Origin of the sequence: Frateuria sp., assembly GCF_035944355.1 — a bacterium.
Lineage (GTDB): Bacteria > Pseudomonadota > Gammaproteobacteria > Xanthomonadales > Rhodanobacteraceae > Frateuria_A.
In genome coordinates this window covers 450,507-470,192 of the sequence record NZ_DASZBH010000016.1, presented here as the reverse complement: position 1 = coordinate 470,192, position 19,686 = coordinate 450,507, and the positions used below count along the sequence as shown (strand labels likewise).

17 protein-coding genes are annotated in these 19,686 nt (G+C 69.4%); 4 read left to right on the top strand and 13 right to left on the bottom strand.

Translation table 11 applies throughout. From position 1 onward, the window contains the following. Positions 1–23: 23 nt before the first annotated feature. The 7 genes from trpE to VGU03_RS15035 form a co-directional block, all read right to left on the bottom strand. A complete protein-coding gene (gene trpE, locus VGU03_RS15065; protein WP_327481918.1) occupies positions 24–1,499 on the bottom strand; it encodes an anthranilate synthase component I in 1,476 nt (491 codons plus the stop codon). A 92-nt stretch (positions 1,500–1,591) separates the two neighbouring features. Continuing rightward, positions 1,592–3,607: an ATP-binding protein gene (locus tag VGU03_RS15060; protein WP_327482132.1), complete on the bottom strand. Its 2,016-nt coding sequence runs from the start codon at positions 3,605–3,607 to the stop codon at positions 1,592–1,594. Positions 3,608–3,639: 32 nt separating this feature from the next. Further along, on the bottom strand, positions 3,640–4,209 hold the full coding sequence (locus tag VGU03_RS15055; protein WP_327481917.1) for a hypothetical protein: 570 nt from the start codon (positions 4,207–4,209) through the stop codon (positions 3,640–3,642). Further along, positions 4,206–4,895, bottom strand: coding sequence for a proteobacterial dedicated sortase system response regulator (gene pdsR / locus VGU03_RS15050; protein ID WP_327481915.1), 690 nt, complete (start codon positions 4,893–4,895; stop codon positions 4,206–4,208). The genes VGU03_RS15055 and pdsR overlap by 4 nt, the downstream gene beginning before the upstream one ends. 681 nt (positions 4,896–5,576) lie before the next feature. Beyond that, a complete protein-coding gene (gene rpe / locus VGU03_RS15045; protein ID WP_327481913.1) occupies positions 5,577–6,245 on the bottom strand; it encodes a ribulose-phosphate 3-epimerase in 669 nt (222 codons plus the stop codon). A gap of 82 nt (positions 6,246–6,327) precedes the next feature. Then, positions 6,328–7,131 (bottom strand): co-chaperone DjlA, encoded by an 804-nt coding sequence (djlA, locus tag VGU03_RS15040; RefSeq protein WP_327481911.1) that lies wholly within the window; start codon positions 7,129–7,131, stop codon positions 6,328–6,330. Beyond that, positions 7,128–7,439 (bottom strand): c-type cytochrome, encoded by a 312-nt coding sequence (locus VGU03_RS15035; protein ID WP_327481909.1) that lies wholly within the window; start codon positions 7,437–7,439, stop codon positions 7,128–7,130. Before VGU03_RS15035 ends, djlA begins: the two co-directional genes overlap by 4 nt. A 118-nt stretch (positions 7,440–7,557) precedes the next feature. Between VGU03_RS15035 and VGU03_RS15030 the strand changes: the two genes are divergently transcribed. From VGU03_RS15030 to VGU03_RS15020, 3 genes are read left to right on the top strand one after another with little or no spacing between them, the layout of a single operon-like run. After that, entirely contained in the window at positions 7,558–8,487 is a 930-nt protein-coding gene (locus tag VGU03_RS15030; RefSeq protein WP_327481907.1) for a phosphoribosylaminoimidazolesuccinocarboxamide synthase, read from the top strand. Positions 8,488–8,510: 23 nt separating this feature from the next. Next, entirely contained in the window at positions 8,511–8,981 is a 471-nt protein-coding gene (locus VGU03_RS15025) for a DUF962 domain-containing protein (RefSeq protein WP_327481905.1), read from the top strand. Then, positions 8,981–9,388 (top strand): hypothetical protein, encoded by a 408-nt coding sequence (locus tag VGU03_RS15020; protein ID WP_327481903.1) that lies wholly within the window; start codon positions 8,981–8,983, stop codon positions 9,386–9,388. The genes VGU03_RS15025 and VGU03_RS15020 overlap by 1 nt, the downstream gene beginning before the upstream one ends. Positions 9,389–9,446: 58 nt before the next feature. Here VGU03_RS15020 and VGU03_RS15015 read toward each other — a convergent pair whose 3' ends face one another. From VGU03_RS15015 to VGU03_RS14990, 6 genes are all read right to left on the bottom strand, one after another. Then, positions 9,447–10,439 (bottom strand): glycoside hydrolase family 43 protein, encoded by a 993-nt coding sequence (locus VGU03_RS15015; RefSeq protein WP_327482130.1) that lies wholly within the window; start codon positions 10,437–10,439, stop codon positions 9,447–9,449. Positions 10,440–10,521: 82 nt separating this feature from the next. Continuing rightward, complete coding sequence (locus VGU03_RS15010) at positions 10,522–12,075, bottom strand: RICIN domain-containing protein (RefSeq protein WP_327481901.1); 1,554 nt, start codon at positions 12,073–12,075, stop codon at positions 10,522–10,524. A 157-nt stretch (positions 12,076–12,232) separates the two neighbouring features. Next, on the bottom strand, positions 12,233–13,798 hold the full coding sequence (locus VGU03_RS15005; RefSeq protein WP_327481899.1) for an exo-alpha-sialidase: 1,566 nt from the start codon (positions 13,796–13,798) through the stop codon (positions 12,233–12,235). A 197-nt stretch (positions 13,799–13,995) separates the two neighbouring features. Next, positions 13,996–16,797, bottom strand: a complete 2,802-nt coding sequence (locus tag VGU03_RS15000) for a TonB-dependent receptor (protein WP_327481897.1) — start codon at positions 16,795–16,797, stop codon at positions 13,996–13,998. A 111-nt stretch (positions 16,798–16,908) separates the two neighbouring features. After that, positions 16,909–18,093, bottom strand: a complete 1,185-nt coding sequence (locus VGU03_RS14995) for a cellulase family glycosylhydrolase (protein WP_327481895.1) — start codon at positions 18,091–18,093, stop codon at positions 16,909–16,911. Positions 18,094–18,183: 90 nt separating this feature from the next. After that, on the bottom strand, positions 18,184–19,317 hold the full coding sequence (locus VGU03_RS14990) for an aldose epimerase family protein (protein WP_327481893.1): 1,134 nt from the start codon (positions 19,315–19,317) through the stop codon (positions 18,184–18,186). Between the two features lie 67 nt (positions 19,318–19,384). On the opposite strand from VGU03_RS14990, the gene VGU03_RS14985 reads away from it, so the two are divergent. Continuing rightward, positions 19,385–19,654, top strand: coding sequence for a hypothetical protein (locus VGU03_RS14985; RefSeq protein ID WP_327481891.1), 270 nt, complete (start codon positions 19,385–19,387; stop codon positions 19,652–19,654). The last annotated feature ends 32 nt before the right edge of the window (positions 19,655–19,686 follow it).

The following is a 19,686-nucleotide window of genomic DNA, read 5'->3' as shown; positions in this document are numbered from 1 at the left end:
CCGCCTGGTGGAAGGAAACCTGCTCAGAGCCCCTTGGCGGCCTGGGCCACCGCGCGGAACAGCGCACGCCCTTTGTTCATCGTCTCCTCCCACTCGGCCGCCGGGTCGGAGTCGTAGACGATGCCGGCGCCAGCCTGCACGTGCAGGCGGCCATCCTGGATCACCGCAGTGCGGATCGCGATGGCGGTATCGGCGTCGCCCCACCAGCCGATCCAGCCGATCGCGCCGGCGTAGATGTTGCGCTTGTAGGGCTCGAGCTCCTGGATGATCTCCAGCGCGCGGATCTTCGGCGCGCCCGAGAGCGTGCCGGCGGGGAAGGTGGCCTTGAGCACGTCCATGTAGGACAGCCCCGGCCGCGCCGTGCCCTGCACCTGCGAGACGATGTGCATGACGTGCGAATAGCGTTCGATCACGAACGACTCGCTCACTTCGACCGTTCCGGTCTGGCTGATGCGGCCGATGTCGTTGCGGCCCAGGTCGATCAGCATGACGTGTTCGGCGCGTTCCTTCGGATCGGCCAGCAGTTCGGCCTCCAGCGCGCGGTCTTCCGGCTCCGTCGCGCCGCGCTTGCGCGTGCCAGCGAGCGGGCGCACCACCACCTTGCCGTCCTTAAGGCGCGCCAGGATCTCCGGCGAGGAGCCGACGATCTGCGTACCGCCCAGATCGACGAAGTACATGTACGGCGAGGGGTTCAAGGCGCGCAGCGCGCGGTAGACGTCCACCGGCCGCGCATTGAAGCCCACACTGAGGCGCTGCGAGGGCACCACCTGGAAGATGTCGCCGGCGCGGATGTACTCCTTGGCCTTCTCCACCATCGCCTCGAACTCGGGCTTGGTGAAGGACGACTTGAAGTCGCCCTCGTCCAGCGCCACGGACTGGTTGAGCTGCGGATACGAGGCGCCGCCCTGGCGCAAGCGGTAGACCAGCGCGTCGAGCCGGCGCTGCGCCTGCGCGTAGGCCTGCGGCTGTGACGGATCGGCGTGCACGATCAGGTACAGGCGGCCCTTGAGGTTGTCGAAGACCGCCACTTCCTCGGCCAGCATCAGCAGCACGTCGGGCGTGCCCAGTTCGTCGGGGCGGTCCCATTGCGCCAGCCTCGGCTCGATATAGCCGATCGTCTCGAAGCCGAAGTAGCCGACCAGGCCGCCGCTGAAGGCCGGCAACTCGGGCAGGCGCGGCACGGTGTACTGCGCGCGCAGCGTTTCGATTTCGGCCAGCGGATCATCCAGATGGCGGCGCTCGACGACTTCGCCGGCGTCTTCCACCTCCAGCTCGTGCCCGCGCAGGCGGTACACGCGCCTGGCCGGCAGGCCGATGATCGAATAGCGTCCCCAGGTGGCGCCGCCCTCGACCGACTCGAACAGGAAGGTGTACGGCCCGTCGGCGAGCTTCAGGTACACCGACAGCGGCGTATCGAGGTCGGAGAACACCTCGCGCACCAGCGGGATGCGCGTGTGGCCCTGGGCGGCCAGCGCGTCGAATTGGTCTCGGGAGATCACTGCAGAGGATCCGGACGTCCAAACGGAACGCGCACGATAGCAGGCGACGCGGGTGCGCCGCCAAGGCGACCGCCTTCGGCTGGGGAAGGACCTTACAACCGCTGCCGCGGCATGTTGCGCAGGCGCAGCGCGAACGCCACGCCGCCGCCGTCCTCCAGGTTGCGCGCGCTGGCGCTGCCGCCGTGACGCTCGGCGACCAGGCGCACCACGTAGAGGCCCAGGCCCAGGTGCGGCGCGTCGCCCGGCGTCGCCTTGTCGCGCAGGCTCACCAGCGAGTCGAACAGGCGGCCCTGCATGGCGGCGGGCAGCGGCGGGCCCTGGTTGGCGAGGGTGATCTCGGCGCTGTCCTCGCGGGCGGCAAGGCCGAGGCGCAGCCAGCCGTCGGCCGGGGTGAACGAGAGCGCGTTGTCGAGCAGCTTGTCCAGCGCCTGGGCGATCAGTTCGGGCGCGCAGTGCATGGGCAGCGGCGCGTCCGGCAGCTCACAGGCGAGCGCGCGGCTGCCGACCAGCGGGCGATAGGCCTCGGCGCAGCCGCGCACCACTTCGCGCAGATCGACGTCCTCGGCCTCGGCGGCGGCGATCGCGCGCTCCATGCGGCTGGCCTCGCTCATGGCGCGCACCAGCGTGCCCAGACGCGCCACGCCGTCGCGGGCGCGGGCAAGGTAGGGCTGGGCTTCGGCCGGCAGCGCGTCGTTGGCCTGCAGCGCGTGCTCGAGGTTGTCCAGCGAGCTCTTGACGATCGCCAGCGGCGTATTGAGTTCGTGCGAGAGCTTGGAGGCCAGCGTGCGCAGGTAGTCGGTATAGCCGCCGATGGCCTCGAACAGGCGCTCGAAGCTGCGCGCCAGGTCGCCGATCTCGTCTTCGGCGGCGGTCATCGGGAAGCGGCCCTTGGCGAACAGGTCGTCCATACGGCCGTCCGCCAGTTGCGCACGTTCGGCGGCGTCGCGCAGGCGGCCCAGGCGCAGGCTCAGCCGCGTGGCGAACCACAGCAGGATGCCGCCGGCCACCAGCAGCACGCCGAAACTGGTCAGCAGCAGCACCAGCAGCGCGCGGTTGGCCAGCAACGGCACGGTGGTGCTGGCCTGTTCGAGCAACAGCACGCCGCGCACATGGCCGGGCGTACCGATCGGCACCGCCGCGGCGAGCACCACGCTGGCGCGGGTTTCGCCTTCGCGCCACACCGTGGCTGGCCTGCCTTCCCGCGCCCGGGCCACCTCGGGCAGGTCCAGGCGCGGGGCGTCCTGGGTCCAGGCCGCGGCGTCCTCCACGCGATTGGCGAGCAGCGCGCGGTAGACCAGCGCGGCGAACCAGCCCGGCTGCGGACCGCCCGACTGCAGGCGGCCGCTCTGCGCCAGCACCCAGCCGGGCGCCGCGAGCACGCGCACGCGGGTGTCCTCGGGCGCCAGCCGCGCCAGCTCCTGGGACAGCACGGAGGAGTAGCGCCATAGCGGGCGGGCGTCCACCGCCAGCGGATCTCCGCCCGCGGCCGCGTCGTAGATGCCCAGTCCGAGGCGGTCGATGGCGAGCGTGTTGGGCAGCCGCAGCTCCACCCGCCAGCCACCGCCATCTTCCTGCCACTGGCCGGACAGCCGGTCGGGCCAGCCGGGCACCGGCGGATCGAGCAGACGCGCGTCGAACGGTCCCGGCGCGGCGCTGGCCAGCAGGTAGCGCAGGCGGGTGTCGTCACGCTCCAGTTCGAGGACCACGTGGTCGGCGCGCAACGCACCGGCATCCCCGGCGTCGGCCCGGCTGCGCCGGGCGCCGCGCTGCTGCAGGTACAGATAGAGCCCGCCCGCGTCCTCGGCCAGCAGCACGCTGCCGCGCGCACCCAGCGCTTGGCTCCAGGGCGTGAGCGGAGCCCAGTCGTCGCCGTAGCCGTCGACGGTGATCGGATTGGCGGCCTGCTGCACGTACCAGCCGCGGCTCGATTGCGGCAGTGCCGCGCCGGTCGCCACCAGGCTGCGCGCGACCGCCCGCGCCGAGGCGACGAGCGCCTGCGCCTGGCCCTCGCGCAACAGGGTTTCCATCTGGCGCACGTACAACCAGCCGGCGACCGGCAACGCCAGCGTGCACAGGGCGACCAGCAACAGCTTGCGGCGCAGGTTCATCGCGTGAGCTTGGGACAAGGCCGCGCCGCCGGCTAGGGGTGCGCGGCGGCCCCGCGCTGGTAGGTGCTGCCGACCACCACGCGCATGAATTGATCCAGCAGCCCGGCGCGCTGCGGGTCAGCGTCGGGGAAGCTCAGCGACCAGCTCAGGCGGATGCCCGAAGCCTTGCCCGGATCGCAGAACACCACCGCGTCGTCCACGCGGTCGCTGCCCTGGAACACCAGCGCCTCGCAGGCCATGCCGCGATGGCGCACCGGGAACCGGCCCGCCTTGGCCAGCGGGTCCAGTTGGAGGTAGTGCTTGCGGTCGGCATCCAGCTCGGCTTCCAGGCTGGGCAGCTTGCGCGGCCACACGTTGAGCACCATCACGCCGACCGGCTCGCCCGTCCATTCGCCCCGATAGATGACCAGGTCCACGCCGACCCCGCGGGCATAGGTACAGCAGTCGGCCGTCCAGCCGGGCGGCGCTTTGGCGTGGATGGTCCATCCGGGCACCTTGCCGTCGGGCTTGCCCTGCGCGGTGACCTCATCGGCCGGACGCCCGGCGGCGTGGATGACGGACGCCGACAGCAGCCAAACGAGGGCAACGAGACCGCGTCTCACGGCTTCCACCGGTAGCCCACGCCGTGCACCGTCTCGATCGCGTCGAAATCGGGCGCCACCGCGACGAATTTCTTGCGGATGCGCTTGATGTGCGAGGTGATGGTGGCGTCGTCCACCACCAGTTCCGCCTCGCGCATCAGCTGGTCGCGGTTCTTCACGTGGCCGGGGAAGCGCACCAGCGTGTGCACCATCCAGAACTCGGTGACCGTGAGCGGGATCTCGGCGTCGTTCCAGGTCACGCGCATGCGCTCGGACTCGAGCTTCAGCGGGCCGTGCGCGATCACCGTCTCGTTGGAGGCCGGCACCTTGAGCGACTCGATGCGCCGGAACAGCGCCGCGATGCGTGCGGCGAGCTGATGCAGGCTGGTGTCCTTGGAAAGATAGTCGTCCGCGCCCAGGCGCAGGCCGGAGATCACGTCGAAGTCCGAATCGCGCGCAGTCAGGAAGATGATCGGCAGCGTCGCCGACTTGGCGCGCAGCTCGCGGCACAGGTCGAAGCCGCCTTCGGGCTCGTCGCCCAGGCCGATGTCGATGATCACCAGCTCCGGCAGCTTCATCGCGAAGGCGGTGGAGGCGTCCTGCCGCGAGCCGTAGCCGCGCGTGTCGTAGCCGAAGCGGTTGAGCGCCTCGACGTAGTTGGCGCGGATGAGCGGTTCGTCCTCGACGATGGCGATGCTGCGGCCCATGCTGGTCTCCCTGTGAGTGGCGCGCAGCGTGCTATGCGCATCGCATCGGCGCAAGCCGCATCGTGCGGACGCCCGCGTTTTGCCCGATCCGGCCTTCGCTTTGCCCCTGCGCCGACGCCGCGCGCGCCCGCCGGAACGGTTCCATGGAGCCCAGTTCAGGAGACCACGCCATGCGCAGCACCCCGACCCAAGACCCCAACGCCGAGCTGCGCCATTTCGAGCCCCTGCGCGTGGTGCTGGCGCTGGGCGCCTTGTTGCTGGGCCTGGTGATGGGCATCCACTAGAGGTGAAAGCCATGTCCAGCGACACGTTCGACCCGTTTGCCGTGGAAGCCGTTCAGGCGCCCGCCGTGCATGGAGGCGCGGCGGGTGCGGGCGAGGAGCCCGATCCGGACTGGCAGCCGCTCTGAAGCACGCTCCATCGCAACTCCGTACAGCCAAGCCGTTCCTTCTCCCCTCTTCGCGAGGGGATTTTTTTCAAGCGGACCGGACCGTTAGCGCCGGGAACCAAACCGTACGAGTCCTGTCAGACCTCCCAGCGGGCGTCATCCATTGCCGTGGATCACCGCTGCCGCTCAGCGGCGGCGGCGCCAAGACGCCCGCTCTGGTGGACTCCTCATGCGTCCCAATCGACGACGCTTTATCCCGGTGCAGCCCTGCACCGGGATTTTTTCTTTGCCTTTCAGCCGATGGCGCGGCGCATCGCGTCGATGACCTGTGCGTAGTCGGGCGCACCGAAGATCGCCGACCCGGCGACGAAGGTATCGGCGCCTGCCGCAGCGATGTCGCCGATGTTCGCCGCGCTTACGCCGCCGTCGATCTCCAGTCGGATCGCACGACCGCTCTCGTCGATGCGCCGGCGCACCTCGCGCACTTTGTTCAGCGCCTCGGGAATGAACTTCTGCCCGCCGAAGCCGGGGTTGACCGACATGATCAGCACCAGGTCGAGCTTGTCCAGCACGTGGTCCAGCCAGTTGAGCGGCGTGGCCGGGTTGAACACCAGGCCGGCCTGGCAACCGGCATCCTTGATCACGCCGATGGTGCGGTCAACGTGCTCGCTGGCTTCCGGATGGAAGCTGACCAGACTCGCGCCGGCCTTGGCGAAATCCGGCGCGATGCGGTCGACCGGCTTGACCATCAGGTGTACGTCGATCGGCGCATCGATGCCGTAGTCGCGCAGGGCCTTGAGCACCATCGGGCCCATCGTGAGGTTCGGCACGTAGTGGTTGTCCATCACGTCGAAATGCACCCAGTCGCCGCCGGCGGCCAGCACCTTGGCGGTGTCCTCGCCCAGCCGGGCGAAGTCGGCGGAGAGGATGGAGGGAGCGATGACGGGGGTCTGTTTGCTCATGTCGGGGCCTGCGTGGGTGGGTTTCCAGCCGCTCGCCCCGAGCGTAGCGCGGCGGAGCCGAAGGAATCGGTAGCGGTTTGCGTTACTTGAAGCCCTTTTCCGCCTTGATCCGCTCGTAGGCCGCGTTGATCTCGCTGGCGCGGGCCTCGGCCTGCTTGCGCATCGTCTCGGGCAGGTCGCCCAGGCGGTCGGGATGGTGTTCGGAGATCAGCTTGCGGTAGGCGCGCTTGATGGCGCGCTCGTCGGCGCCGCGCTCGATGCCGAGCACGGTGTACGGATCCGGACCATGGGCGGCCCGGTGCGGCGGCACGTAGCCGCCGCCACCGTAGCCGCGCCGGCGATCGCCGGCGGCCGCGTTCCAGGCGTAGCCCTTCATCGCCATCAGCGCCATCAGCTCCATGTCGCTGATGCGCAGGGCGAACGCGAGCTGGCGCAGGATCGCCATCTTTTCCGGCGGCGGGTTGCCTTCGGCCAGCACCGTCTCGATCACCACGTCCAGCACGGGAAAGGCGTGGTCGCGGCGCAGGCCGACCCACTGGCGCAGGCCCTCGATCGGCGGGCGCACGTCGAATTCCGGCTGCTTGCCCTGGTTGAAGGCGGCGATGGCCTCCTTGCGCTGCTCGCCGGAGAGGCCCATGCGCGTCATCAGCCGCTCGGCGATGGCGATCTCCGCCTCGGACACGCGCCCGTCGGACTTGGCCACCGCGCCCAGCAGCGCGAACAGCGGCGTGACGAAGCCGCCCGCCTGCGGCGTGGCGCGGTAGCGCTGGCCCTGGCGCAGGCTGTCGATGACGAAGCCGATCGCCGCGCCGACCAGGGCGCCGGGGATGCCGTGGCCGAGGATCAGCCCGACGAAGGCCAGGACCAGCGTGGTGGACAGGCTCATGGACGCGCCTGCGCAGCGGGCACCTGCGCGCTGTACCAGCGCGCCAGGGCGTCCAGCTCGGCGTCGCTCACCGGCCCGATCGCGGCACGCATCACGGCCACGTCGCGGCGGCCGTCCCGGTACTGCGCCAGCGCGTTGCGCAGGTAATCCAGGCGCTGCCCGGCCAAGTTCGGCGCACCGGGCATCTGCGCGATGCCGGTCTCGCCGTGGCAGGCGGCGCACAGGCCCAGGCGGGCCGGACGGGCGGGCGCGGCGGCAAAGGCAGGCAGGGCGGCGGCCAGCAGCGCCGCGAACAGGACGAGTCGCATCGGCAGGGCTTGGAGCGAGATGGATTCCCGGAACGCGCGATTCTAGCAGCGCCCCGGCGCCGGCCCGCGCGCGGCGCCGCTAGAATAGGCATTCCCCTGCGCCTGCGGACCCAAGCCCGTGCCCACCACCCTGCTGCAATCGAACCTGCCCGGCCTGGACCTGATCCACCGCGGCAAGGTGCGCGACGTCTACGCGCTTTCCGGCGGCCATCGCCCCGATGGCCGCGAAAATGAGGATGACCGGCTGCTGATCGTGGCCACCGACCGCCTGTCCGCCTTCGACGTGGTGCTGCCCGACCCGATCCCCGGCAAGGGCGAGATGCTCACGCAGATCTCCAACTTCTGGTTCGACAAGACCGCGCACATCATCCCCAACCACCTGCTCGAGGTACCGCTGGGCGAAGTGCTGCCCAAGGGCACGGACCTCTCGCTCTATGCCGGCCGCGCGGTGGTGACGCGGCGGCTCAAGCCCGTGCCGGTGGAGGCGATCGCGCGCGGCTACCTGATCGGCTCGGGCTGGAAGGACTACCAGGCCAGCGGCAAGCTCTGCGGCATCACGCTGCCGCCCGGGCTGAAGCAGGCGCAGCAGCTGCCGGAACCGATCTTCACGCCTTCGACCAAGGCCGCGGTGGGCGACCACGACCAGAACGTGAGCTTCGATGCGGTGGTCGATGCCGTCGGCCGCGAACTGGCCGAAAAGGTGCGCGAGGCCACGCTGGCGATCTACCGCTGGGCCGCCGACTACGCCGCCGAGCGCGGCATCATCATCGCCGATACCAAGTTCGAGTTCGGCACCGACGCCGACGGCAAGCTGTACGTGATGGACGAGATGCTCACGCCCGACTCCTCGCGCTTCTGGCCGGCCGACGAATACCGCACCGGCATCAGCCCGCCCAGCTACGACAAGCAGTTCGTGCGCGACTACCTGGAGACGCTGGACTGGAACAAGAAGGCGCCGGGCCCGCACGTGCCCGGCGAGGTGATCGAACGCACCCGCGCCAAGTACGCCGAGGCGCTGGAACGGCTCGCCGGCATCCGGCTCGACTGATCCACGGACGAAAGGGGGCAACCATGCGCAGCATGCAGAGCTGGCTCGACGGCTACAGCGCCGACCACCGCAACCCGATCAACCAGGCCCTGCACTGGATCTGCGTGCCGCCGATCGTGTGGACCGTGGTCGCGCTGCTGTGGACGGTGCCGGTGCCGGCCGCCTGGCTCAAGCCCGGCGCCTGGGCGGTGTTCGCGATGGTCGCGGCATTCGCCTGGTACTGGAAGCATTCGCATCGGCTGGGCGGCGCGCTGCTGGTGGCGTTCGTGCTGCTGGCGCTGTTCACCGCTTGGCTGTTCGAGGCGCTCGGTCCGGCACGGCTGCGCTGGACGGCGGTGGCGGTATTCGTCGTCGCATGGATCGGCCAGTTCATCGGCCATCATTACGAAGGCCACCGGCCCAGCTTCCTCACCGACCTTTCCTACCTGCTGGTCGGCCCCGCCTGGCTGATGGAAAAGCTGCTGCGCAAGCTCGGCTTCAAGGCGCAGGCCTGATGCAGACCCTGCTCACCCTGCTCAGCACCCTGCTCTGGTGGGTGCTCTACGGCTCGATCGCCGCGCTGGCCGCCAGCCTGATCGCCTGGCCGATCCTGCGCTGGAGCGAGCGTACCGAAGTGGTGTTCAACCGCGTGTACCTGGCCTGCCTGCTGTGGTGCCTGTTCGGGCTGCTGCTGGTGGCGCTGGTGGCCGCGCACGAGGGCCACCTCAAGCCCCCGTACGGGCCGCTGCTCGCCTCGTTGCCGCTGCGCCTCGCGCTGGTGGTGGACATGGCCGTCGGCGCGCTGCTGCTCTGGCGGCTGATCCCGCGCGTGGATGCGCGCCGCATCCGCCCGACCAGCGCCTGCATGGCGGTGGCGGCGGTGATCGCGGTGGCCTTCGGCATCGCCACCAGCCTGGCGTAGGCATCGTGGGTGGGCATGAGCCCGCCGTTTCGACGCGGCCGGTCGGCTGAAGGTCGCGCTACCGTTCGCGCGGGGGCGTACCCGGTTCGCCCAAATCGGGCAGGCCCTTTGGCGTCCAGCCGATCGGCTGGATGCGCGGGGCGCGGCGCGACGTGCACTTCCAGCCCGGGCCGCCGTTGGCGTGGTAGATGATCCAGTCGCGGCCGTCCGCGTCCTTGAAGAAGCCGTTGTGGCCGGGCGCATAGACGCCGTTGCGCATCGAGCTGGCGAACACCGGCCGCGGCGATTTCTTCCACGACTTCGGGTCGAGCGGATCGGCGTGGCCATCCGCCTGCAGCAGGCCCAGCGCGTAGTCGTCCGACCAGCAGGCGCTGGCCGAGTAGCTCAGGAACAGCTTGCCGTCCGGCCCCTGCAGGAACTCCGGCGCCTCCAGGATCTTGCGCCCGCCCTGCATCTCCCACGCGTAGGTGGGCGCCGCGATGTCCACCTGCGGCGAGGCGAGCGTCCAGGGGTTGGCCATCGGCGCGATCACTAGATCACTGTGGTCACCGACGTAGGCGGAATAGACGAAGTACCAACGGCCGGCGTGCTCGAACACGGTGCCGTCGATGCCAGTGTGCGCCGTCCTGAGCATGCCCCGCTCGATCCAGCGGCCGCGGGTCGGATCGGGCGAGGCATTTTCCAATACGAACACATGGCGGTGCGCATCGTCGTCGTGCTGCTTGTCCGCCGCAGTGAAGTACAGGTACCACTTGCCCCGGATGTAGTGCAGCTCCGGCGCCCAAACCGAAGTGGACGCCGGGCCGCTGGCCGGCGCGCGCCACACGACCACCGGCGCGGCGTCGGCCAGCCGCCACAGGTCGGTGGTGCGGCGCAGCTCGATGTGGTCGCGCGAAGTGCTGGTGTAGTAGTAGACGCCCTCGCGCTGGATCACCCACGGATCGGGACCCGAGGGCAGCAGCGGCGCGGCGTAGTTGTGCACGCCGGCTGCGTGCGCCTGGACGCCGGCGAGCAGCAGGGCCAGGCTTGCGAGGATCGGGCGATAGCGCATCACGGGCGGAAGTCTCCAGACCAAGGCCGTCCTGCACGGCCGGCGGGGGAGCGGCGGTGCTTGGCCGCCGCTCCGTTGTCGGTTATTGCAGCACCCACTGCTGCGTGCCCAGACCGTTGTCGGTATAGGTCTGCAATTGCGTGCCGGCCGTGGTCGAGCCGGCCGGGTCGTCCAGCGCAAGATCGCCCGAGGCGCGGGTGATCAGCTTGTAGCTGCCGTGGCCGACGTCGACCACCTGCCAGCTCTGGTTGGCATTGCCTACGCAACCCCACAGCGTGACCGGGTTGCCCCGGGTCGTGCTGCCGCCGGTGTTGTCCAGGCACAGGCCGGTGGCCTGGTTCTGCAGGCTGAAGTAGCCGTCGCCCTGCGCGTGGAAGGTCCAGCGCTGCACGCTCAGGCCGTTGCAGGTCCACAGCTCCGCCGCGGTGTTGTTGGCGGTCGACCAGCCGGTGTTGTCCAGGCACAGGCCGGGGGCGTACACGTTCTGCAGGGCCCAGGTCGAGCCGTCGGCCGGCAGCCGGTTCCAGGACATGTGCCCGAAGTAGGTGATGCAGCCGCCATTGAGGTAGTCGGAGGCCAGTTCGAGGATGCCCGAGCCGTCCGCCTCCGGCAGCAGGGCCGAGGAATAGTTGGGACAGTAGTTGTCGTACGCCCCCGGCACCTGCACCGGCGCGTCGATGGTGAACCAGTTGCCCGTGCCGTCGGCATGCGTGTTGGCGAACAGCACCTTGCCGTTGGACGGCGAGACGCTGCCGTTGGACTCGTACATCACCTGCCCGACCAGCAGGATCGCGCCGTTGGCGGCGGACAGCACCGAGGGCGACCAGTGGTTGAGCGGCGCATGCTCCAGATACTGGCCGGTGGCGGTCTGCACCTTCGTGCCCATGTTGGTGGGATCGCCGAAGTACCAGCCATCCACCGACAGGCGCGAGAACACGGTGCACGCCGCCGGGCCGCAGAGCTCATAGCTCATGAAGAAGTGCCCGTTCGGCAGCGGGCTGACCGTGATCATGCCGGGCCGGTCGCCGGCGATCGTGCTGCGCACGGTATCGGTCTGGTTCTGCCAGTTGAGCCCATCGTAGCTGCGGATCTGCGCGAGCTTCTGGCTGCAGCAGGGGTCGGTCTCGTCGGACCAGAACATCACCAGCGCGCCATCGTTGGCCACCTCGAACTCCGGTTCCCACAGGCCGTGGTTGGCGTCGCCCGCGCGCACCGGGGTGCTGTGGTAGCTCCAGTGCGCGCCCTGGTCGGTGCTGGTGTAGACCTCGATCGCCGGCACGCCGCCGGAGAAATACGCGGCGGCGGACAACAGCGTGCCGGCGGGCAGGCTGCCGACCGCGCGCGGCAGTTCGTACAGCGTCGCGCAGCAGCGCTCGCTGCTGCCGCCGATGGTGGGCACGGGTCCGAGTTCGCTCCAGCTCGCGCCATCGTCGGTGCTCTGGAAGATGATGCCGTTGGTGCTGGCGATGAGCCGTCCATTGGCATACGCCGGCGCGTGCGCGAGACGCACCACGCGCGGGTACAGCGTGCTCCCCTGCAGCAACGTGCCGCTGGCCGCCCGCGCGCCGGGCGCGAGGACGATCGCAAACAGCAGCATGACCCACCGCACCCAGGGCTTTCCGAAGATCGTTCGCATGTCTCCTCCCAGGCCGCGTCCGCGGCCGCGAAAGAACGGCGGAGCCTTTCTGGAACGTCCTCCCGCCGGAGCGGAACGGCGTACGAAAAAGCATCCCCGACGTTCCGATAGCGCCGGTAGCGCCGGCGTGCGCTCCCCTGTCGATTCGCCAGCCGCGTCAGCCGCCGCCGGCAGTGATCGGCTCCAGTTGCACGTAGTCGACATCGGCCGGGCGCCGCGCGCCCTCGAGCACCACCGTGTTGTCGCCCTCGCGCAGCGGACCGCTGGCGGTGGCCAGGTGCCAGCCGTCGCGCTCGGCGCGGTCGCTCGTCTTCCAGACCGCGCCGTTGACGCGCAGCACGGGCAGCGCCGGCTCGAAGCCGAGGTCCTGCCAGCGGATCGTGGCGCGGTAGACGCCGCCGGCCGGCACGTGCACCGGGAAGGTGAGCTGCCCGCCGGGCGCGGAGGCGATGCGCGCCTTGGCGCCGTTGGATGCCGTCGCGTCGCCGATGCGCACCGACCCGCGCCGGATCGCATCCTCGGCCTCATAGCGATCGAAGCGGGCCGGCGCGTCGGCATACATGACGATGTTCCTGCGCGCGTCCGCCGGATCGCCGGCGGTGGACGAGGTGGTCGCATGCCACAGCCGTCCGCCGGGCAGGGACACGAGCGCCTGCGTCCAGCCGGCGTGGATGTTGCCGGTGAGCTTGCGCACCGGCGCCTCGGCCTCCCACCAGGGGCCGCGGCCGCCGTCGTTGTTCCAGTAGATGCTGTGCCCGGCGGGATCGCCGTCCCCTCCCACGCGTTCGGCCAGCACCGCGATCACGCCAGGACCCTGGTGCCACGGCAGCCAGCGCACGATCGGCGAGGCGGCCGGCCAGGCGCCGGCGGCCGTGCGCACCTGCGTGCCGCGGTCGGACGGATCGCCCCAGTCCAGGCCGTCGGCGCTGGTCTTGAGATAGACCTGGCCGTTGCGCGGGCCGTCGATGTCCTCGTAGGTCATCACGTAGCGGCCGTCCGGCAGGCGGTCGACCACCGCCATGCCCGGACGTTCGACGCCGCCGGGGATGGCCACGTCCACCTTCTCCTCGCCCCACGTGCGTCCGCCGTCGGTAGAAAGCTTGTGCGCGAGCAGCTGGTTGAAGCCGGCGTCCTTGTGCGCCTCGCTGGAGTAGTAGGCGACCAGCCGCCCGTCGTCCAGGCGGTGGACGTTGGGCTCCCACACGCCGTGGTTGTCCTTGTCGCTCGGATTGCCGCCGCCCTTCACGATCGAGCCGCGGTAACGCCAGCTGCGGCCGCCGTCGGTGGAGGCGTACAGCTGCAGGTCCTCGGCCACCAGCCGCCCCTTGGCGTCGTCGCCGGTGGCGTTGGCGGCCAGCAGCAGCGTGCCTGCCGGCAGATCGGCGCTGGGGCGCGCCAGCTCGGACAGGTGCGGCTGCCAGCGCAGTTGCCAGCGCGGGTCATCGTGGTGCGCCTGGTCGGTCACGTCGAGGAGGAAGCGCCAGTGCGCGCCGCCATCGACGCTCTCGTACAGGGGAACCCCGCCCATGCCGTCGCGCTCGAAGGCCATCAGCATGCGCCCGTTCAACGCCGCGTCGGACGGGTGCGCCAGGCGCACGACCGAGACGTAGCCGACGCCATCGGTCAGTACCTGGCCGCGCGTGCCCGGCGGCGCGGAGGCGGCGCCCGCAGTGCCGATGCAAGCCAGGGCAAGCGCGAGGGACAAGGCCAGCGAACGGATCATGATTCCTCCGGCGCCGGACGGCGCTACTCGGACAGATGAATGCCCAGACTCCCTGTGGCCGCGCTACGCAGGAACCGATCGCGCCGCGTGCGGATCGGCTGCCTGCGCAAGCGCGGCGGCATCAAACTCCCGGAGTAAAACGCGGGGCGACGGCGGCGACCGGGGAGGGGTATCGCCGCCGTCGTTGTGGTCCCCGCTCAAAGCTTGAAGCGCACGCCCACACCCACGGTGCGGTCCTGGTAGCGGATGTCGCGCGGCCGCGAGTTGCCGTCGCCCCAGTACTGGTGCAGGTCCTGGCCGGTCAGGTTGGTGGCCGAGAACACCACAGTGGTGTACGGGTTGACGTCGTAACCGACCGAGAAGTCGAGCTGGTTGGCCGGCTCGATCTCGTCGTGGTTGCCGGCCACCGTCGGCTGGGTGAAGAAGTCGATGAAGCGGCTGCGGTAGTTGTAGGCCAAGCGCGCGGAGAAACCGTACTTCTCGTACATCAGCACGGCGTTGCCGTTGCGCTTGGACACGTTCTGCAGCGGCGAGGCCACGACCGGGCCACCGATGAACTGCGGCGAGCGGGTGGAGCCGTCGATGTAGGTGTAGTTCAACTGCACGCCCAGGCCGCTCAGCGCACCAGGCAGGAAATCGAAGAACTGCTGGTAGGCCACCTCGGCGCCGTCCAGATGACCGCTGCCGGCGCTCTGCGGCGAGGACAGCTGGTAAGCCTGGCCGCCGATCGTCACGTTGGTCACGTAGTTCTGGATGTAGCCGTTGATGTCGCGGTAGAACACGCCGCCGCTGACGTAGCCGGCCGGCGCGAAATACCACTCCAGCGAGGCGTCGTAGTTGTTCGACTTGATCGGCTTGAGGTCCGGGTTGCCGCTGGCCGCGGCGCCCGCGCGGTTGATCGTGCCGGGGTTGAGCGAGATCGACGGGTTGAGCTGGCCGAAGTCCGGGTAGGTGACCGTCTTGGCGGCCACCAGGCGCAGCTGCAGGGCGTCGGTGAAGTGCAGGTTGAAGCTGAGGTTGGGCAGGTACACCGGCTGGCTGGTGTTCACCGACAGCGGCGAATAGATGCTGGTGGCCGCATTGAAGGAGAACGCATCGAGATTGCGCCTGACGCGCTCGACGCGCATGCCCAGCAGGCCGTCGGCCGGCAGGCCGAACAGCGTGGTGTCGTAGCCAGCCTGCAGGTAACCGGCGAGGGTCTTCTCGTCGATGTTGTAGTAGCGGCCGGGGTTCACCGGCGGACGGCCGGCGGCCAGGCCGTACAGCCCACGGATCGCGTCGGCGTTGCCGGTCAGGTAGTTGAAGCAGCCGGTCAGCCAGGACACGGGGATGGCCGAGGTGGTCGGCATCGAGCAGAAGTAGCTGCTCGGGAAGCGCGCGGTGACCTGGTTGGCCGGGTTCGGCGTGGCGACGATATTGCCGGTGCCGGGGCCGCCCGGCGGCGGCGTGGAGATCTCCACGCTGCCGGTGTACTGCGCCTTGTGGTCGGCGTAGCGCAGGCCGAAGTCGAGGTAGCTGAAGAAGCTGCCGTTGAGGTCGAGGTTGCCGTCGCCGCGCCAGGCCCACTGCTTGCCGCGCTGGGTGTTCCAGGTCTGGAACAGGCCATTGAGGTAATAACTGTTCGGGTCCAGCTGCAGGTTGTTGCCCAGCGACCAGTTCTGCTGGTTGCCGGCGGTGCCGTTCCACACCGTGGTCACCGGCCCCTTGAGGAAGGTGTCGACGATGAAGGTGTTGGTGTCGAACGAGGTCGAGCCATAGGACAGGTCCGAACTCAGGCGCAGACGGTCGCCATGCCATTTCACGCCGACCGCGTGCTGCATGTCGCGGCCGTGCTGCAGATGCGCCTGGGTGCTGGTCGCCGCGTAGGTGTTGCCTGTCCAGCTGCCGCTGGAGGCGTCGCAGATGGTCTGGCCGGCGAACGGCGAGCCGGTGAGCTGGTCGGCGTAGCAGTGGTTGCTTACGGTCAGGTTGCCCGGCGCCACCGCGCCGACCGGGAAGGAGAAATAGAACGGCTGGTTGTATTGGTCCGAATCCCAGTCGTACAGACCCTCGGCGTAGACCTCGGTGCTGTCGTTGGGTTTCCACTGCAGCGCGTAGTTCAGCTCGGGGCGCTGGCGGTAGCCGATGTTGTAGTCGGCGCCGAAACCGTTGGGCGCGGCGATCAGGTTGCCCGCGCCGGTGCGCATCGGCGTGCCGGTGCCGTCGGTCAGCACCTTGGGAAAGTCGCCCCATACGGCGTTGTACTGGTAGTGCTGCGCCATGAAGCTGGCGTTGGCCAGCGCGCCGATCTCGCCGATGCCGGTCTGCCAGCGGTCGCTCATCAACACGCTGAAGTTGGGGTCGGTGCGGCCGCCGTACTTGCTGTGCGTGGCGGTGTAGGTCGCCGCGACCTTGGCGCCGTCGAAGTCGAACGGACGGTACAGCTGCATGTCGACCACGCCGGCGATGCCGCCGTCGGGCAGGCTCGCCTCGCTGCTCTTGTAGACCTGCACCGTCTTGATCGCGGTGGCCGGCAGGTTCTGGAAGGCGAAGCCGCGGCCCACGCCGCTGAAGATCTCGCGGCCGTTGAGCGTGGTGATCACGTTGGGCAGTCCGCGCACGACGACCGAGCTGGTTTCGCCCTGGAAGCCCTGCGCGATCTGCACGCCGGTGATGCGCTGCATGGCGTCGGCCACGCTATTGTCCGGCAACTTGCCGATGTCCTCGGCGACGATCGAGTCGACCACCATGCGCGCGTCCTGCTTGAGCGTCTGCGCGCTCGAAAGACTCTGACGCAGCGGCGTGACGGTCACCTGCGAGAGGTTGACCACGTTCTGCTTGGCGTCGCGCTTGGCCGTAGCGCTCTTGTGCGGCTTGGCTTGCCCGTCCTGCGTGGCGGTGCTGGCGGCGGACTGGGTGCCGTTGCCGGCCTGCGCCTGCGCGTCTTGGGCGTGCGCCGAGCCAAAGGCGGCGGCGATGGCCGCCGCGAGGATCGTCACCGGAATGCGGTTGCGGTACATGAGTGGAAACCTCCCGTCAAAAGATCGTGGCCGCCGGATGGATCGGCGACATGCTTGGTCTGGCCGCTGCGCGGTTGCCGCCGCGCAGCGGAAAAAAAGTGGAACCTTCGGCTACTGCTTCGTCATGGCCGCCGGCGCGGGGTAGCTCGCCGCCGCCGCCGGCACTACGCCGCGCGGCGCGTGGGAGAGCGCGCGCAGGATCTCGGCCTCGCGCTGGCGGTACGGCGTGCCGTCGCCATGCAGCAAGTCGTGGAACCAGATCGTCGGCGGCTGCAGGGTGTACGGGCGCTGCCACGAGTCCCACGGCAGCGTGGTCTGCGTGCGCCCTTCGACGAAGCCCCAGTTGACCATGCCCACGTCCAGCTTCTTGGCCAGCGGCAGCACGCCGTCGATGGTCGAGCCGGCGCCGCGCGCCATGTATTCGGTGCAAATCAGCGGGCGGCCGTAGCGCGCCAGCTGCTTCACGCGCGCGGCGAACTCCTCCGGCCAGCCGTAGTTGTGGAAGCTGATCACGTCGGACTGCTCGAGCTGGGTGCGCTCGACCGCATTGAGCTTGCCCGGGTCCGACCAGTCCGCGTCGTGCCACACGCCGCTGGTGAGCGGCTGCGTCGGCGCCGCGCTGCGCGCCCAGGCGAACACCTGCGGCAGCAGCCTGGCCACCAGGGCGACCTTGTCCTTCGGCTCGCGGGCGTCGTAATCGCCACCGCCGGGATTGTCCGGCTCATTCCACACGTCCCAGGCGAGCACGCGGTCGTCCTTGGCGAAGCGCCCGACGACGTCCTTCACGTACTGCTCCAGCCGTGGATATTGGCTGGGATCGGCCATCGCCACGCCGGGGCTCTGCACCCAGCCGGAGTTGTGCACGCCGGGAATCGGCGGATGCTGGGGTCCGAGCTTCGGTTCCGGATCCCAGCACGAGTCGAACAGCACGAAGATCGGCTTGATGCCGTGCTTGTGCGCGATGGCGAGAAACTGGTCGATGCGCCGCTTGAAGCCGTCCGGGTCCTGCTTCCACAGCAGGTCGTGCAGAAACACGCGCATGGTGTTCATGCCCAGCTGCTGCGCCCAGCCCAGTTCCTTGTCGATGCGCGCCGGGTCGAAGGTGGCCGCCTGCCACATCTCCAGCTCGTTGATCGCATCGGCCGGCACGTAGTTGCTGCCGAGCGGCCAGGACTGGCGCTCGTACCATGCGTGCGCCTGCGCGCTGGTCCAGCGTGCCGGTGCATCGGCGGCCGGCGCACGCGGGGCGAACAGCACCGCCGTTGCGAATGCCAGGGCCAACATTGCGTGTTTCATGCCATCTCCCTCGTGATGCGCTGCGCTTGCGCGGGCAAATGCTCCCCCGGGACGTCCGCCACGGACGCCCTTGTGGTTTGCTCTGCCCGGTCAGCGCTCGCCGTGCGCCGGCTCGGTGGTGAAGCGGTAGACGATCAGGTTGCGGTAGACCTGCCCGGGCGCCAGCCGGGCCGAGCCGAAGGCCGGCTGGTTGGGCGTATCCGGATACAGCTGCGGCTCCAGCACGAACGCATCGCCCTGGCGGTACACGTGCCCGCCGGTGCCGACCGTGGTGCCGTCCAGGAAATTGCCCGAGTAGAACTGCAGGCCCGGCTGCGCCGAGCTCAGCGTCAATACGCGGCCCGAGTGCGGATCCTCCACGCGCGCGACCATGCGCGGCGCTGCCGCCGGCTTGCGGCTGATCACCCAGTTGTGGTCGTAGCCGTGGCCGTTGAGCAACTGCGGATCGGCGATGCGGATGTCGCGGCCGATCGGCTTGGGCTCGCGGAAATCGAACGGCGTGCCGGCCACCTGGCGGACCTCGCCGGTGGGAATGGAGCCGGCGTCGACCGGCAGGTACGCGTCGCCCGCGATGCTCAGGCGCTGCTCCATCACGCTGCCGGAGCCCTCGCCGGAAAGATTCCAGTAGGCGTGGTTGCTGAGGTTGACGATGGTGGGCTTGTCGGTGGTCGCGCGGTACTCGATCGAGAGCTGGTCCTGATCGTCCAGCGTGTAGACCGCCGTCACCGTCAGCTTGCCCGGATAGCCCATGTCGCCGTCGGGACTTACGTAGGTCAGCGTGACGCTAGCCTTGTCCGCGTCGTGGCTCACCGAGCCGATCGTCCACAGCACCTTGTCGAAGCCGCGCGTGCCGCCGTGCAGCGAGTTGGGGCCGTTGTTGATCGGCACCTGGTAGCCGTGGCCGTCGAGCACGAAGCGGCCCTTGGCGATGCGGTTGGCATAGCGGCCGACCGTGGCGCCGAAGTACTGCGGCTTGTCCAGGTAATCCGCCAGCGAGGCATAGCCGAGCACGATGTCGGCGAAATGGCCCTCGCGGTCCGGCACGCTGAGCGACTGCAGGCTCGCGCCGTAGGCGATCACCCGCGCCGAGAGGCCATGGGCGTTGCTCAGCACGACCGCCTCGACGGGCTTGCCGTCCGGCATCGCCCCGAACGCCTCGCGTTTGGCCATCGTGCCCGCGTGCACCGTCATCGACAGTGCCGCCAGGCCGAGCATCGAACCCATCCACCCTGCACGTCGCATGTCACCAGTGCCCCTAGCGCGGCCGTCGAAGTGTGGGCATGCAAGCACATTGTATGATTATCGTGCAAGCGTTCCGGCGCAGGAAATTTTTCTTGGTGCGATGCGCCATTGCACGCGCCCGACCGGGCCGGCGCCGCCGATTCCGCATGGCGTCGCCGCGCGCACGATCCGCATCGATGCGGACAACCGAGCACCCCGTAGCAGGAATTTTCTGCGCTGCGTCATCGACGCTTTCGTGGCGCGGTTCGACGCGCCAAAAAAAAAGCGCCGCCGCACCTTGGCAGGACGAGCGCCGAATGCTTATAGTCGATTTGTATGACAAATCACCGGGCGCTGGCTGCGCCTGCCGCA